Source organism: Epibacterium sp. Ofav1-8 (assembly GCF_022348185.1).
Lineage (GTDB): Bacteria > Pseudomonadota > Alphaproteobacteria > Rhodobacterales > Rhodobacteraceae > Epibacterium.
The window spans coordinates 136014-150493 of record NZ_JAKRFD010000005.1 but is presented as its reverse complement, the minus strand read 5'-3'; the positions used below and the strand labels follow the sequence as shown (position 1 = coordinate 150493).

The 14480-nt window shown below is 62.4% G+C and carries 15 protein-coding genes, 1 tRNA gene and 1 pseudogene; 14 read left to right on the top strand and 3 right to left on the bottom strand.

The window, feature by feature from the left end:
* Nucleotides 1-40 precede the first annotated feature (40 nt).
* The 7 genes from thiB (at nt 41) to MHM97_RS09870 (ending at nt 6889) form a co-directional block, all read left to right on the top strand.
* Nucleotides 41-1018 carry a thiamine ABC transporter substrate binding subunit gene (gene thiB / locus MHM97_RS09900; protein ID WP_239322203.1) on the top strand — a complete coding sequence of 326 codons (978 nt, stop codon included), beginning with the start codon at nt 41-43 and terminating at the stop codon, nt 1016-1018.
* On the top strand, nt 994-2565 hold the full coding sequence (locus MHM97_RS09895) for a thiamine/thiamine pyrophosphate ABC transporter permease ThiP (RefSeq protein WP_239322202.1): 1572 nt from the start codon (nt 994-996) through the stop codon (nt 2563-2565). Before thiB ends, MHM97_RS09895 begins: the two co-directional genes overlap by 25 nt.
* Nucleotides 2552-3250, top strand: a complete 699-nt coding sequence (locus MHM97_RS09890; RefSeq protein WP_239322201.1) for a thiamine ABC transporter ATP-binding protein — start codon at nt 2552-2554, stop codon at nt 3248-3250. Before MHM97_RS09895 ends, MHM97_RS09890 begins: the two co-directional genes overlap by 14 nt.
* An 87-nt stretch (nt 3251-3337) precedes the next feature.
* Nucleotides 3338-3940 (top strand): glutathione S-transferase, encoded by a 603-nt coding sequence (locus MHM97_RS09885; RefSeq protein WP_239322200.1) that lies wholly within the window; start codon nt 3338-3340, stop codon nt 3938-3940.
* Nucleotides 3941-4177: 237 nt separating this feature from the next.
* Entirely contained in the window at nt 4178-4738 is a 561-nt protein-coding gene (gene petA, locus MHM97_RS09880) for a ubiquinol-cytochrome c reductase iron-sulfur subunit (RefSeq protein WP_239322199.1), read from the top strand.
* Nucleotides 4739-4750: 12 nt separating this feature from the next.
* Nucleotides 4751-6079, top strand: a complete 1329-nt coding sequence (petB, locus tag MHM97_RS09875; RefSeq protein WP_239322198.1) for a cytochrome b — start codon at nt 4751-4753, stop codon at nt 6077-6079.
* An 18-nt stretch (nt 6080-6097) separates the two neighbouring features.
* Nucleotides 6098-6889 (top strand): cytochrome c1, encoded by a 792-nt coding sequence (locus tag MHM97_RS09870; RefSeq protein WP_239322197.1) that lies wholly within the window; start codon nt 6098-6100, stop codon nt 6887-6889.
* A gap of 124 nt (nt 6890-7013) precedes the next feature.
* Here the strand turns inward: MHM97_RS09870 and MHM97_RS09865 are convergent, their stop codons facing one another.
* The 3 genes from MHM97_RS09865 to dapF are packed head-to-tail and all read right to left on the bottom strand — an operon-like array spanning nt 7014 to nt 9647.
* Entirely contained in the window at nt 7014-7535 is a 522-nt protein-coding gene (locus MHM97_RS09865; protein ID WP_239322196.1) for a chloramphenicol phosphotransferase CPT family protein, read from the bottom strand.
* 19 nt (nt 7536-7554) lie between these two features.
* Nucleotides 7555-8820, bottom strand: a complete 1266-nt coding sequence (gene mtaB / locus MHM97_RS09860) for a tRNA (N(6)-L-threonylcarbamoyladenosine(37)-C(2))-methylthiotransferase MtaB (protein ID WP_239322195.1) — start codon at nt 8818-8820, stop codon at nt 7555-7557.
* Nucleotides 8817-9647, bottom strand: coding sequence for a diaminopimelate epimerase (dapF, locus tag MHM97_RS09855; RefSeq protein ID WP_239322194.1), 831 nt, complete (start codon nt 9645-9647; stop codon nt 8817-8819). The genes mtaB and dapF overlap by 4 nt, the downstream gene beginning before the upstream one ends.
* A 248-nt stretch (nt 9648-9895) precedes the next feature.
* On the opposite strand from dapF, the gene MHM97_RS09850 reads away from it, so the two are divergent.
* The 7 genes and pseudogenes from MHM97_RS09850 (at nt 9896) to MHM97_RS09820 (ending at nt 14448) form a co-directional block, all read left to right on the top strand.
* Nucleotides 9896-9971: transfer RNA gene (locus MHM97_RS09850), tRNA-Lys, on the top strand.
* Nucleotides 9972-10309: 338 nt separating this feature from the next.
* Nucleotides 10310-10447: pseudogene (locus MHM97_RS09845) on the top strand (integrase core domain-containing protein); the annotation flags it as partial.
* A gap of 57 nt (nt 10448-10504) precedes the next feature.
* The gene (locus MHM97_RS09840; protein ID WP_239322394.1) at nt 10505-10786 is read left to right on the top strand and encodes a DUF2218 domain-containing protein; all 282 of its coding nucleotides are present in this window, start codon (nt 10505-10507) and stop codon (nt 10784-10786) included.
* 125 nt (nt 10787-10911) lie between these two features.
* Entirely contained in the window at nt 10912-11808 is an 897-nt protein-coding gene (locus MHM97_RS09835) for a siderophore ABC transporter substrate-binding protein (RefSeq protein WP_239322193.1), read from the top strand.
* Between the two features lie 6 nt (nt 11809-11814).
* Nucleotides 11815-12765, top strand: a complete 951-nt coding sequence (locus MHM97_RS09830) for an ABC transporter permease (RefSeq protein ID WP_239322192.1) — start codon at nt 11815-11817, stop codon at nt 12763-12765.
* Nucleotides 12755-13699, top strand: a complete 945-nt coding sequence (locus MHM97_RS09825; RefSeq protein WP_239322191.1) for an iron chelate uptake ABC transporter family permease subunit — start codon at nt 12755-12757, stop codon at nt 13697-13699. Before MHM97_RS09830 ends, MHM97_RS09825 begins: the two co-directional genes overlap by 11 nt.
* On the top strand, nt 13696-14448 hold the full coding sequence (locus MHM97_RS09820; protein ID WP_239322190.1) for an iron ABC transporter ATP-binding protein: 753 nt from the start codon (nt 13696-13698) through the stop codon (nt 14446-14448). Before MHM97_RS09825 ends, MHM97_RS09820 begins: the two co-directional genes overlap by 4 nt.
* The last annotated feature ends 32 nt before the right edge of the window (nt 14449-14480 follow it).

The window sequence follows — 14480 nt, the reverse complement described above, 5'->3', positions numbered from 1 at the left end:
CCCGATCTCCTCCTTGCCTGACGCCGCATTGGAGGACGATATGAAACCCCTCTTTGTTGCGAGCGCGCTTTTGGCCGCCACCGCCGCGACGGCGGACACGCCAGAGCTTGTGGTCTACACCTACGACAGTTTTGTGTCCGAGTGGGGCCCCGGCCCGGCGGTGGAACAGGCGTTTGAAGCGACCTGTGGCTGTGATCTGAAATTCGTCGGCGCCGGCGACGGGGCAGCTCTGCTGGCGCGGATCAAGCTGGAAGGCGAGCGGTCCGATGCGGATGTGGTGCTTGGCCTTGATACCAACCTGACCGCCGCGGCAAAGGACACCGGTCTGTTTGCGCCGATCTCGGTCGAGGCCGACTATGCGCTCCCCGTGGCGTGGAACGATGAGGTCTTCGCGCCCTACGACTGGGGCTATTTCGCCTTCGTGCACAATGCCGCCGCAGATGCGCCCACGAATTTCAAGGCGCTGGGCGAGAGCGATGCCAAGATCGTCATCCAGGATCCCCGCTCCTCCACCCCCGGGCTCGGGCTCCTGATGTGGGTCAAGGCCGCCTACGGCGACGAGGCGCCGGCGATCTGGGAGAGTCTGAGCGACAATATCGTCACCGTCACCAAAGGCTGGTCGGAAGCCTATGGTCTCTTCCTCGAAGGTGAGGCGGATATGGTGCTGTCCTACACCACCTCGCCCGCCTATCACCTGATCGCCGAGGAGGACGACAGCAAGGCCGCCGCCGTCTTTGACGAAGGGCACTACATGCAGGTCGAGGTGGCCGGAAAACTCGCGGCCAGCGATCAGCCGGATCTCGCGGATCAGTTCCTGCAATTCATGGTGTCGGATGGGTTCCAGTCGATCATTCCGACCACCAACTGGATGTATCCGGCGGTCATCCCCGCCGATGGCCTGCCTGCCGGGTTCGAGACTCTGGTGAACCCGGAGAAAGCCCTGCTTCTGCCCGAGCAAGAAGCCGCAGACCTGCGGGCAAAGGCGCTGGACGAATGGCGCACAGCGCTCAGCCGGTAAACCTGCGTCCGGTCGCGACCTGGCCCGGAACCTGCGCCGCCCTTGGGGTGGCGCTGCTGGTTCTGGGCACGTTGGCGGCGGTGACCCTGCGGGCGGAGGGCGGCGCCGGGTTTGGCGCAGCCGATCAGTCGGCCCTGCGGTTTACGCTGGTGCAGGCGGTATTGTCGGCCCTGATCAGTGTCGGTCTGGCGATCCCGGTCGCCCGTGCCCTGGCCCGCCGCAGGTTTCCAGGGCGTCGTGTGTTGATCACGTTACTGGGCGCGCCGTTCATCCTGCCGGTGATTGTTGCGATCCTGGGGCTGCTGGCGGTCTTTGGCCGCTCCGGATGGGTGAGTGATGCGCTGGGGCTGGTGGGCCTGCCCCCGGTTCAGATCTACGGGCTGCACGGGGTGGTGATCGCGCATGTGTTCTTCAACCTGCCGCTGGCAACCCGGCTGATCCTGCAAGGCTGGCAGGAGATACCGGCAGAGCGGTTCCGGCTCGCGGCGCAGCTGGATGCCGGGCCGGGGGCCATGTGGCGTCTGCTGGAACTGCCGATGCTGCGGCAGGTGGTGCCCGGTGCTGCGGCGGTGATCTTTGCCATCTGCCTGTCGAGTTTCGCGGTGGCGCTGACCCTTGGTGGCGGGCCACGTGCAACGACGCTGGAACTGGCGATCTATCAGGCGTTTCACTTCGACTTTGATCTTGGGCGGGCGGCGATGCTGTCCAGCGTGCAGCTTGTCCTGACGGTGGCAGCGGCGCTTCTGGCGTTGCGGGTGTCGCTCGGGGATGGTCTTGGCGCCGGTCTCGACCGGGCGGTGGCCCGTTGGGACGGGGCGGGGGCGCGCGCATGGCTGTCTGACGGTCTGTGGATCGCCCTCGCCGCGCTGTTCCTGATGCTGCCGCTGCTGGCGGTGCTGGTGGCGGGCGTGCCTGGCCTGGCGAGCCTGCCCGGTTCGGTGTGGAGCGCGGCCTGGGTGTCGATCCAGATTGCCAGCCTGAGCACCGCACTGCTGTTGCTGGTGGCGCTGCCCCTGTCGGCAAGCATTGCCATGGGGCGCAAACGGCTGGGAGAAGTCGCCGGCATCCTTGGGCTCGCGGCGTCGCCGCTGGTAATCGGGACCGGGCTGTTCGTGATGGTCTATCCCTTTGTCGACCCGTTTGTGCTGGCGCTGCCGGTCACGGCGGTGGTCAACATGGTGATGGCGCTCCCTTTTGCGCTGCGCATTCTGGTGCCTCGCATGCGGCAGGTGCTGCGACAGAATGCACGCCTGGCCGTTGCGCTCGACATGCGTGGCCGAGCGGTCTGGCAACGGGTGCTGCTGCCGCGCTGTCGTGCTCAGATCGGCTTTGCCGCTGGTCTGACGGCCGCGCTGTCGCTCGGTGATCTTGGTGTCATCGCGCTGTTTGCCGATCCCGAGGTCGCGACGCTGCCGTTGCAGGTCTACCGGCTGATGGGGGCCTATCGCATGGAGGCCGCGCAGGGGGCGGCGCTGCTGCTGTTTGTCCTGTCGATGGGGGTATTCTGGCTGCTGGACCGGGGAGGGCGATACCATGCTGAAACTTGAAGGCGCAGACATCCGGAAGGGCACGTTCCGCCTCGAAGCTGACCTCGAGATCGCCGGTGGTGCGCGGGTGGCGGTGATTGGTCCGTCCGGTGCGGGCAAATCCACCCTGCTGGAGGCGGTTGCCGGGTTTCAGCCCCTCGCGGCGGGGCGGATCCTGTGGCAGGGGCGAGATCTGGCGCCGCTGGGTCCCGGCAAGCGGCCGGTGGCAATGCTGTTTCAGGACGGCAACCTGTTTCCGCATCTCTCGGTGCGGCAAAACGTGGGTCTCGGGGTCGATGCCAATCGCCGTCTGACTGCGACGGAGCGCGCTCAGGTCGACGCTTCGATCGCCCGCGTCGGGTTGCAGGGCTTGGAAGATCGCAAACCCGCCGAGCTGTCCGGTGGCCAGCAGAGCCGGGCAGCACTGGCGCGGGTGCTGGTCCAGGGGCGGGAACTTCTGTTGCTGGACGAACCCTTTGCGGCGCTGGGCCCGGCGCTCAAGGCGGAGATGCTGGATCTGGTGCGGGACATCACCACCGAAAGCGATCTTACCATGTTGATGGTCAGCCACGATCCGCAGGACGCGCGCCGGATCGCGGATCAGGTGGTGCTGGTGGCCGAGGGTACGGCACGACCGCCCGAACCCACAGTGCAACTGCTGGACAACCCGCCTGCGGCGCTGCGCAGCTACCTGGGCGACAATTGACCGCGGTTTCCGCATTTTTTGCGATCCTACATTTCCAAAACGGCGGAACGCCCGCTAGAGTTGCGCCAACCAGGGAGACCCAGTGACATGAAACTCTTCTATTCGGCTTCTTCCCCCTTTGTGCGCAAGGTGGTGCTGGTGCTGCATGAAACCGGCCAGCTGGAGGATGTTGCGCTGTTGCCGGTCACCACATCCGTCACCGGCCCGGATGCGGCGCTTGCGGCCAGCAACCCGCTGGCCAAGATCCCGGCGCTGACCCGCGAGGGTGGTCCGACACTCTATGACAGCCGGGTGATCTGCGAATTCCTCGATGCCCGTGCGGGGGGCGCCCTCTACAAGGGCGGTTGGGACATGAAGGTGCTGGAGGCCACGGCGGACGGCATCATGGATGCCGGTGTCTCCATGGCCTATGAAAAACGCCTGCGCCCCGCGGACAAACAATGGGACGGCTGGCTGGACGGGCAGCGTCACAAGATCCTCGGCGCCTGTGCAGCGGTCGAGGCGCGGTGGATGCCGGCATTGAACGGGCCGGTGAACATCGGCCAACTGGCCATGGCGGCGGCGCTGGCCTATGTGGATTTTCGTCACCCGGACGCCGGTTGGCGCGAGGGCAACCCGCAGCTTGCCGAGTGGCTGCGGACCTTCGAATCGCGCCCATCGATGCAGGCGACGCGACCGGATGCCGCCTGAACGCCGTCTGGGGCCGGGTTTTCACCCGGTTTTAAAGGAGAAGCGGCAGATAGGGGCGTAAGCGGCGCAGCATTGCAACGGTTCTGTGAAAGAAACCCCGTCTTCGGCAGACCTGCGCTGCTTTGACCGCTAGACGAACCCGGTTTGCATCGCTAGACACGCGGCTGAGTCACCGCGTCCAGTTGCGGTGTAAGCGCATGTTTGCCCTAAACGGGCGCTGAAATTGGAGAAAACCTCGTGTCCCACGCAGAAGACCACGAAGGAACCCGGAGAGATTTCCTCTACTACGCCACCGCTGGCGCAGGGGCTGTCACCGCGGGTGCCGCCGTTTGGCCACTGGTCAACCAGATGAATCCCTCCGCTGACGTTCAGGCCCTGTCCTCCATCCTTGTGGACATTTCCGGCGTGGATGTTGGTACGCAGATCTCTGTGATGTTCCTTGGCAAGCCGGTGTTCATCCGCCGCCGCACCCAGGAAGAAATCGACGAAGCGCGCGCAGTCGAGATGCAAGAGCTGATCGACTCGTCCTCGGAAAACCCGAACAAACCGGGCACCGACGCCGCCGATGAAAACCGCACCCTCGACGAAAACGGCGAATGGCTGGTGATGATGGGTGTCTGCACCCACCTCGGCTGCGTGCCGCTGGGCGATGGCGCCGGGGAATTCAATGGTTGGTTCTGCCCCTGTCACGGGTCGCACTACGACACCGCGGGCCGTATCCGCAAAGGTCCCGCGCCCGAGAACCTGCATATCCCGGTGGCCGAGTTCACCGACGAAACCACCATCAAGCTGGGATAAGGAGACGCGCGAATGGCTGGTATTCCACACGACCATTACGAGCCGAAGACAGGCGCAGAAAAGTGGCTCAACAGCCGCCTGCCCATCGTCGGCCTCATCTACGACACCATCATGATTCCCACCCCCAAGAACCTGAACTGGTGGTGGATCTGGGGCATCGTCCTCGCCTTCTGCCTCGTGCTGCAGATCGTCACCGGCATTGTCCTGGTGATGCACTATACGCCGCATGTGGATCTCGCCTTTGCCTCCGTTGAGCACATCATGCGCAACGTGAATGGCGGCTACATGATCCGCTACCTGCATGCGAACGGCGCGTCGTTGTTCTTTGTTGCCGTCTACATCCACATCTTCCGCGGTCTGTTCTACGGCTCCTACAAGGCCCCGCGCGAAATCACCTGGATCGTGGGCATGCTGATCTACCTCTGCATGATGGGCACCGCCTTCATGGGCTACGTTCTGCCCTGGGGTCAGATGTCCTTCTGGGGGGCGACCGTGATTACCGGCCTGTTTGGCGCGATCCCGTTCATCGGTGAACCGATCCAGACCTGGCTTCTGGGCGGACCCGCGGTGGACAACGCAACGCTGAACCGCTTCTTCTCGCTGCACTATCTGCTGCCCTTCGTGATCGCGGCCCTCGTGATCGTTCACATCTGGGCCTTCCACACCACGGGCAACAACAACCCCACCGGTGTCGAAGTGCGTCGCGGTTCCAAGGAAGAAGCCAAGAAAGACACGCTGCCGTTCTGGCCCTACTTCGTGATCAAGGATTTCCTCGGTCTGGCCGTGGTGCTGCTGGTGTTCTGGGCCATCGTTGGCTTCATGCCGAACTACCTTGGCCACCCGGACAACTACATCGAAGCCAACCCGCTTCAGACCCCTGCGCACATCGTCCCGGAATGGTACTTCCTGCCCTTCTACGCGATCCTGCGGGCCTTTACCTCCGAGGTCTGGATCGTGCAGATCGCGTCCTTCGTGACCGGCGGTATCATCGATGCGAAGTTCTTCGGTGTTCTGGCGATGTTTGGTGCGATTGCCGTGATGGCACTGGCGCCGTGGCTGGATACCTCTCGCGTGCGCTCGGGCAAATACCGTCCGCAGTTCAAGTGGTGGTTCCTGCTGCTGGTCATCGACTTCTTTGCCCTGATGTGGCTGGGCGCGATGCCTGCGGAAGAACCCTATGCGTCCTTCTCGCTGATCGCATCCGCCTACTGGTTCGGCTACTTCCTGGTGATCCTGCCGCTGCTTGGTGTGATCGAGAAACCGGAACCGATCCCCGCCACCATCGAAGAAGATTTCGACGCCCACTACGGCAAGAAATCCGAAGCTACTCCTGCTGAATAAGAAGAAGGACAGCTACCTATGTTCAAGAAATTTGTAACCGGTGCTGCCTTCGCTCTGGCACTCGTCCCGGCCGCGTCCTTTGCGGCTGGGGGTGAGGGGCATATCGAAGACTTCGCCTTCTCCTTCGAAGGTCCCTTCGGCACCTATGATCAGAACCAGTTGCAGCGTGGTCTCCAGATCTTCACCGAGGTCTGCGCCGCATGTCACGGGCTGAAGCAGGTTCCGATCCGCACCCTCTCTGACGAAGGCGGCCCCGGTCTGCCCGAGGACCAGGTGCGGGCCTATGCCGCCGACAACTTCGAGGTGTTCGACGCCGCGCTGGATGATTTCCGTCCCGCGACGCCGGTAGACCATTTCCCGGCAAACACCGCACTGGGCGCGCCCGACCTCAGCCTGATGGCAAAGTCCCGTGCTGGCTTCCACGGTCCCTACGGTCTGGGTCTGAACCAGCTGTTCAAGGGTATGGGCGGTGCGGAGTATATCGCCTCGCTGCTGACCGGCTACACCGGTGAGACCAAGGAAGAGGCCGGCACGCTGTTCTACGAGAACACCGCCTTCCCGGGTGGCTGGATCTCCATGGCGCCGCCGCTTGCGGATGAGCAGGTGGAATTCATCGATGGCCACGCCAACGATCTGCACCACCTGGCCGAGGATGTCTCTGCCTTCCTGATGTGGACAGCGGAACCCAAGATGATGGCCCGCAAACAGGCCGGTTTTGTCGGTGTGCTGTTCCTCGCCGTGCTGTCGGTGCTGCTCTACCTGACCAACAAGCGTCTGTGGGCACCGCATAAGGGCAAGAAAACCTCTTAAGGGCGTGCACCTGCAAGATTGAAGAAACCCCCGTATCGGTTGATGCGGGGGTTTTTTGCTGTTTTGAGGGCAGGCGGCAGATCGTCAGCCCGCTGCACGCACCGGGCCGTGGTGGCGGGTGATATCAGTCAAAGAAGTGAGAGCGGGCGCGTGGGGCCGCGATGCGTGCAAGGATCTGCTGCGCGCCCTCCTGTGCCCCTGTGCGGCCATCAAATGTGACGTCGTAGACGAGACCATCATGGACATGACCGAAGTCCCGCGCGGCGCTGCCTGCGGGGCGGTCTGCGCGTGCCGCCTCGCGGGCCTCAAGCACCGCCAGAGGGGTCATCAGACCGACGAATATAACCTCATGACCGGCCAGTCGCTGTTGCAGGTCCTGATGCCAGCCCGGGGTGTCGAGGATATGTTCCACGATCAGATCGTTGCCGGCATCGGCAAAACCGGCAATGGCACGGTGAAAGCCCGAGAAGAACTGCGGCCGGGCAGCGCTCCAGTCCGGATAGGCCGCAGGGGTCCATGCGCCGCTGTCACGCAGGTGATCGATGGAGAGGTGCAGGAACGGCCGCTCAGACGCGTTGCGTATCGCCGTGGCCAATGTGGATTTGCCGCTGCTGGATGGGCCGTGCAGGAACAGGATCAGGGCCATGCGTGCGTCCTTGGTGTTGTCAGGCGGTCAGCTGTGTACCCTCGATGCCGGTAATACGGGCCTGGATCAGCGCGCCTTCGATCTGCGGGGTGGCAAAGCGCACCTCGGTGAATTGCTCTGTGCGCCCCATATGCGGGTTTTCCATCAACACGCTATGTTGACGCCCCAGTTGCCGGGAGAGGTGTTTTTCCACCTGTGCATCGCCCTTGGCGCGCAGGCGGGCGGCCCGATCCTTGATGATGTTGCCGTTGACCTGCGATGGGATCTTCGCCGCCGGTGTGCCTTCTCTCTTGGAGTAGGGGAACACATGCAGCCAGGTGAGATCGCAGTCGGTCACCAGCTTGAGCGAGTTTTCAAAATGCGCTTCGGTTTCGGTCGGGAAGCCGGCGATAATATCGGCCCCAAATGTCATGTCGGGACGCAGTTTGCGCGATTCCTCCGCAAACCTGATCGCATCGTCGCGCAGGTGGCGGCGCTTCATCCGTTTCAGGATCATGTCGTCGCCATGTTGCAGGCTGAGATGCAGATGCGGCATCAGGCGCGGTTCGGTGGCAATCGCCTGCATCAGGTTCTCGTCAACCTCGATCGAGTCGATGGAGGAGATGCGCAGGCGTGGCAGATCCGGCACCAGCTTCAGGATTCGCATCACCAGATCACCCAGTTTCGGCGTTGCGGGCAGGTCCGCGCCCCAACTGGTCAGGTCGACCCCGGTCAGCACAACCTCGTTGTACCCCTTGTCGACCAGCCGCTTGATCTGGTCCACCACCACACCTGCTGGAACCGAGCGCGAGTTGCCGCGCCCGTAGGGAATGATGCAAAAGGTACAGCGGTGGTCGCAGCCGTTCTGCACCTGCACATAGGCCCGCGACCGGCTGCCAAACCCATCAATCAGGTGGCTTGCGGTTTCGGTCACCGACATGATGTCATCCACCAGCACCTTCTCGGTGGTGCCGATGAAATCCGGCCCCTTCGCCATACGCTGCCAGGTCTCGGGCTGCATCTTCTCGGTATTGCCGATGACCTGCGTGACTTCGCTCATGGCGGCAAAGGTCTCCGGCTCGGTCTGCGCTGCACAGCCGGTCACAATGATCGGCGCATCGGGGTTGTCGCGGCGCAGCTTGCGGATTTCCTGACGGGCCTTGCGCACGGCCTCTGCCGTCACCGCACAGGTATTGACCACCACGGCGTTCTCGAGGCCCGCCTGCCGGCTCAGCTCCTTCATGGCTTCGGTCTCATAAGCATTGAGCCGACAGCCAAGGGTGGTGAACTTCGGCGCAGCGCTCACGGGGTGAGGCTTTCGAGGAACTGACGGGTGAAATGCCCATCGGCCACATGCATGGTCGGGCCTGTCATCCAGACGCCATCCTCGCGCCAGTCGATCCACAGCGTGCCGCCATCCAGATCGATCTGCACCTTGCGCCCCGTGAGCCCCTTGCGTGCCGCGGCAACCGCTGTCGCACAGGAGGAAGACCCAGAGGCAAGGGTCACCCCCACGCCACGTTCCCAGACACGCATGCGCAGGTGATCGGGACCGACAACATGCGCCACCTGCACGTTGGTGCGTTGCGGATAGAGCGGGTGGTGTTCGTAGCGGGGGCCAAAATCCTCCAGCGGGATCAGATCGGCGTCCTCCACAAAGAAGGTGCAATGCGGATTGCCCATGCCGGTCGCCGTGGGGCCGCCCTCGATGGGCAGCTCCAGCGTATCCATGTCCTCGCTCAGGGGGATTTCATCCCAGGAGAGTTGTGGCATCCCCATGTTGACCGAGGTCAGCCCGGCGCCGGCATCACGTGCAAACAACGTACCCCTATCCGTCGTCAGGGTAAGCCCGGTCGCGCCGCTCTGATCCAGCAGGTAGCGCGCGATGCAGCGGGTGGCGTTGCCGCAGGCAGCCGAAGTCGACCCGTCGGCATTGTAAAACACCAGATGCGCATCCGTGGCACCGTCATCGGGCTCTGGGGGCAGGATCACCGCCAGCTGGTCGAAACCCAGGCCGAATTGACGATGGGCGATTCCCTTCGCCAGAGCGGGGGTAATGTGAGAGTTTTCGGTGCGGGCATCGATGACGACAAAGTCGTTTCCAAGCCCGTGCATCTTCATGAACGGCAACATATGATCGGATCCTGGGGAGGCCATGACCCGCATATAGACCTCATGAGAAAATGAATCCAGAGATAGCGCAGAAAACTTTGAAAAGGGGGTTGACCCTTTGCCGCCGTGACCGTAGAAGCCCCCCCTATCGGAACGGCGCGGCCAGCTTGGCCAAGACGTTTCAGCCCGAAATAAGCGCTTGATCCTCCGGGATTAATCAGCTCTAAGGGCGATCCGCGGAGGCCGGACCAAGCCTCCAGACAGAGAGTGGGCCGTTAGCTCAGTTGGTAGAGCAACTGACTTTTAATCAGTGGGTCGCAGGTTCGAATCCTGCACGGCTCACCACTTCTCACAATATGTAACGACTGATGATAGTTGATCCTTCGGTCATGATTTTGGTCACTCAGCGAGCCTGTTCGTGGCGAGCGAGGGTGACACAAGCCGCCAATGCGCGGTTTCGACAATACGGCTCCCGGTGCGCCCGATCTATGCGGGGATGCACTCTGATGGAACGGAATTCGTTCAGGTCACAGGATGCTGCAAAAAGCGATGACGCTTGAGACCGATGCCCTTTTCGGCGCGCGCGTCACGCCATCCGTTTTTCAACCCGACACGGCTGGCAGGTGTCTCGCCGAGACCCCGCGTGTAAGCCTTTTCAAGAACTGGTTTTTTCGTTTCATGTAAACCTGCGCCACGCACGGGATCTGATCGCTGCCTGGCGGAGCAATTATCATCGCCAGTGCCCACACCCGAGCCTCGACGGGCTCACCCCATGGGAGTATCACCAACGGTCAGTAGAGGGCCAACCCCTGAACACAGCGCGCCCAGAAACGCGGGCTCTGCAGGGAGCACGTCGCCCACAATCAGAGGATTTACGTATGCTGAACACCAAATGCCGTTTCGAAACCTCCAAAGCCAGCCAGTACCTACAACAGCTCTGCAAGCATTTTGCACATAAGGTCGAGGCCCGTTTCGATGATCGCGAGGGCTCCGTGGGTTTTGCACGTGGTACGGCGGTTCTGATCGCCGAGGATGACGTCCTGGTGATTACGGTCACGGCAGAAGATCAGGACGGGCTTGAACAAACCAAGGGCATTATCGAGAGCCATCTGCTCCGCTTTGCCTTTCGCGAAAACGTCGAACGCCTGAACTGGGACTGAGATATTCCAAAATGGACATGGCCATTTCCTGAAGGCTGTGGCAGGTTCTGCCCGCCAGCAAGTGTGCACGCACAGCCAGCGAAGCAGATCTTTCCCTTCCTTGAAATGACATGGGGACTTGTCCGATGTTTCGATCGCTTGCTTGCGGCGCTGCGCTGCTTCTGGCTCTGCCTGCGTTTGCCGCAGATACCGTATCCATTGACACTTATCGCGGTGCTGCGAAGGTCCCGGAGGCCCCGGAAAAAATCGCGGTCTTTGACATTGCTGCCGTAGACACTTTGTCGGCGCTGGGGGTCGACATCACGGGTGCACCGCAGAACCTCTACGTGGATTACCTCGACAGCATTGCCGAGAAAGCCGAAGATCTGGGCACCCTTTTTGAACCTGACATCGAAGCGGTACATGCCTTACAGCCCGACTTGATTATTGTCGGCGGGCGCAGCTCGGATCAGGTCGAACCGATGTCAGAACTGGCTCCGGCGATCGACATGACCATCTGGGAAGATGTGGTCGGTCAGGGGCTTGATCGGCTCGAGGCCTATGGCAGGATTTTTGACCTTGAGGACAAAGCCGCCGAACTGCGTGCCGCCTTCGATACCCAGCTGGCCGACACCCGCGCTGCGGTGGCCGGTCAGGGAACCGCGCTGATCCTCCTGACCAATGGACCGAAAATCTCTGCCTATGGCAAGGCGGGCCGGTTCGGCTGGCTGCATTCCACGCTCGACCTGCCGGAAGCCGCGGCGGAGATCAGCGACTCGACGCATGGCGAGAGCATCTCGTTCGAGTTCATCCAGACGGTGAACCCGGATTGGCTGATCGTGATCGACCGTCTTGCCGCGATTGGTCAGCCGGGCGAGGATGCAAAGACCACCCTCGACAATACGCTGGTGCATGAGACCACAGCCTGGAAGAACGATCAGGTCGTGTATCTCAATGCGTCCGACATCTACATCTCCGGCGGTGGGATCCAGTCGATGATGCGGACGCTTTCGGATATCGAGGCCGGCTTCAGCGGAAACTGATCCCTGATGTCGCACACTGTCCCGGGGGTGCTGCTCCTCAGCCTCTTGTTTGTCGGATCGCTCTTTGTGGGGGCGACCCCTCTGGCGCTGACGGAAATCATGACGACGGAGGCCTGGGTGTTGATCCGGGACAGCCGCCTGCCGCGCGCATGTGCGGTGGTGCTGACCGGGGCGTCGTTGGCGATTGCCGGTCAGATCATGCAGCTGATCGCGCGCAACAGGTTCGTGGAGCCGATGACCGCAGGCACCGGCCAAAGCGCGATGCTGGGCCTGTTGCTGGTTTCGGTCCTGCTGCCGACCGCGGCCATCGGAGTGAAGATGACCCTAGCGGCCTGTGCGGCCCTCGTGGGCAGCATGGGGTTCTTCGCGCTCACGCGTCGCCTGCCGCCAGAGGAGCCACTGCTGGTGCCGCTTGTAGGCATCGTCTACGGGGGCGTGATCGGGTCGGCCGCCGTCTACATCGGGTTTCAACTCGATATGCTGCAATATATCGACATCTGGCTGACCGGCGAGTTCTCCGGCACCATGCGTGGCCGATATGAACTGCTGTGGGTCGCGGGTCTGGCTGCGGCGCTGAGCTATCTGGTGGCGGATCAGTTTTCCATCCTCGGCCTCGGGGAAACCGTGAGCCTGAACCTCGGTCTTAACTACCGTCAGGTCGTCCTGAGCGGTCTGGTGGTGATTTCCGTGGTGACGGGCCTCACCGTGGTGACGGTGGGTGCGATCCCCTTTGTCGGGTTGGTCGTGCCAAACCTTGTCAGCCGTCTCGTCGGCGACAATCTGCGCCGGAGCCTGCCGCTGACGGCGATGGTGGGCGCGGGTTTGGTCCTGGCGTCGGATATCTTCGCGCGCCTTGTGGTGCATCCGTTCGAGGTGCCGGTGGCGACCGTTATCGGCATCATCGGCGCGGCTGTCTTTCTGTGGATGCTCTACGGCAGAGGCCAGCATGTATCGTAATCGCCTGCTGTGCCTGGCGCTGGTTCTTGTGGCCTGCGCGCTTGCCTATCTGTTCACGGGCGTGAAGGGCAGTCTTGAGTTTGCGCTGATGTTTCGCGGCAAGAAGCTCGCGGCATTGGTGTTGATCGGCGCAGCACAGGCGGTGGCGGCGGTGATGTTTCAGACCATTTCCGGCAATCGCATCCTGACGCCGTCGATCATGGGATTTGATGCGCTGTATGTTCTGATCCTGACCTCTGCGGTGGTTGCATTGGGCGCGCCTGCCTACCTGCAACTTGATCCGGGGCTGTTGATGCTGACCAACGCAACATTGATGTCTGCGGCAGCGGTGACGCTGTTTGGTCTGTTGTTGCGCAAAGGGCAGGGCGATCTGATGCGCATGCTTCTGACCGGGGTGGTGCTGGCGGTGATGCTGCGCTCGGTCACTGGTCTGTTGCAGCGTGTAATCGACCCAAGTGAATACGCCGTGGTGCAGGCGGCGTCCTTCGCGCGGTTCTCTCGGGCTGAAACTGATCTGCTGGGCGTCTCGGCCATCCTGTGCTGTGTGGCACTGGGATGTGCCTGGCGCATGCGGCACCGGCTGGATGTGCTGGCGCTCGGAGCGGTGGCATCAACCTCGCTGGGGGAGCCCCCACTCAGAGGGCAGCGCCGGGCGCTCTTGCTGATTTCGATCCTGGTTGCGGTTTCCACCGCGCTGGTGGGGCCGGTGGCCTTCTTCGGGCTTTTGGTCTCTGCGCTGACCTATCTGGTGCTGCCAACCTACCGCCATGCGATCCTGCTGCCCGGGAGCGCGCTGATATCCGGCGTGATCCTCGTCGGCGGCCAATGGGCGCTGGAGCGGGTCTTTGCCTTTACCACGCCGCTCAGTGTCGTGGTCGAATTCCTTGGCGGGTTGGTGTTCCTGCTGTTGCTGATGAAAGGACTGAAACGATGATCGAGGTCCAGAACCTGTCCCATCATATCCACGGAGCTCCGATCCTGAACGAGATTTCCGTCACCGTGCCCAAGGGCGGTGTGGTGGCGCTTGTCGGTCCCAATGGCGCGGGAAAATCGACGCTGCTGTCGCTGATGGCGCGGCTGATACCGCAGCAGCAGGGGCGCATCACCGTCGATGAGCTGATCGTGGGCGAAAGCGATGACAAGGAACTGGCCAGGCGGCTTGCGATCCTGCCGCAGACGGTCCACGCCGCAAGCCGCCTGACGGTGCGTGATCTGGTGGGCTTTGGCCGCTACCCCTATCACCGCGGGCGCCCGACGTCAGAAGACCGCGCCAAGGTCGAAGAGGGCCTGGGCCTGTTTGATCTTTTTCCGCTGGCGGATCGGCCGCTTGATACGTTGTCTGGTGGGCAGCGGCAGCGGGCGTTTGTGGCGATGACCTATGTGCAGGACACTGATTACCTGTTGCTGGATGAACCGCTCAACAATCTTGATCTGGCCGCGTCGCGCGCTTTGATGGCCCGCCTGCGGGATTTGGCGGACAACAAGGGGCGCACCATTATCATCGTGCTGCATGACGTCAACTTTGCCACCGCCTACGCCGACCGTGTGCTGGTGATGAAAAATGGATGCCTGTGTGCAGATGGCGCGCCACGGGATGTGGTGACCGCGGACCTGATCAGAGGTGTCTTTGAAACCGATGCGCCGCTCCGCATGGTGGATGGGCGCCCGATTGTGATGGTGTGATCCCGCCCACCGACAGCGCGCCGGTCCCTGCC

Bases quoted from the DNA above. Each gene is read 5' to 3' on its own strand.
- MHM97_RS09825 (WP_239322191.1), top strand. From the start codon at position 12,755: ATGTATCGTAATCGCCTGCTGTGCCTGGCGCTGGTTCTTGTGGCCTGC.
- MHM97_RS09870 (WP_239322197.1), top strand. From the start codon at position 6,098: ATGTTCAAGAAATTTGTAACCGGTGCTGCCTTCGCTCTGGCACTCGTC.
- petB (WP_239322198.1), top strand. From the start codon at position 4,751: ATGGCTGGTATTCCACACGACCATTACGAGCCGAAGACAGGCGCAGAA.
- MHM97_RS09890 (WP_239322201.1), top strand. From the start codon at position 2,552: ATGCTGAAACTTGAAGGCGCAGACATCCGGAAGGGCACGTTCCGCCTC.
- MHM97_RS09865 (WP_239322196.1), bottom strand. From the start codon at position 7,535: ATGGCCCTGATCCTGTTCCTGCACGGCCCATCCAGCAGCGGCAAATCC.
- MHM97_RS09885 (WP_239322200.1), top strand. From the start codon at position 3,338: ATGAAACTCTTCTATTCGGCTTCTTCCCCCTTTGTGCGCAAGGTGGTG.
- thiB (WP_239322203.1), top strand. From the start codon at position 41: ATGAAACCCCTCTTTGTTGCGAGCGCGCTTTTGGCCGCCACCGCCGCG.
- MHM97_RS09895 (WP_239322202.1), top strand. From the start codon at position 994: ATGGCGCACAGCGCTCAGCCGGTAAACCTGCGTCCGGTCGCGACCTGG.
- MHM97_RS09830 (WP_239322192.1), top strand. From the start codon at position 11,815: ATGTCGCACACTGTCCCGGGGGTGCTGCTCCTCAGCCTCTTGTTTGTC.
- MHM97_RS09840 (WP_239322394.1), top strand. From the start codon at position 10,505: ATGCTGAACACCAAATGCCGTTTCGAAACCTCCAAAGCCAGCCAGTAC.
- MHM97_RS09835 (WP_239322193.1), top strand. From the start codon at position 10,912: ATGTTTCGATCGCTTGCTTGCGGCGCTGCGCTGCTTCTGGCTCTGCCT.
- dapF (WP_239322194.1), bottom strand. From the start codon at position 9,647: ATGTTGCCGTTCATGAAGATGCACGGGCTTGGAAACGACTTTGTCGTC.
- MHM97_RS09820 (WP_239322190.1), top strand. From the start codon at position 13,696: ATGATCGAGGTCCAGAACCTGTCCCATCATATCCACGGAGCTCCGATC.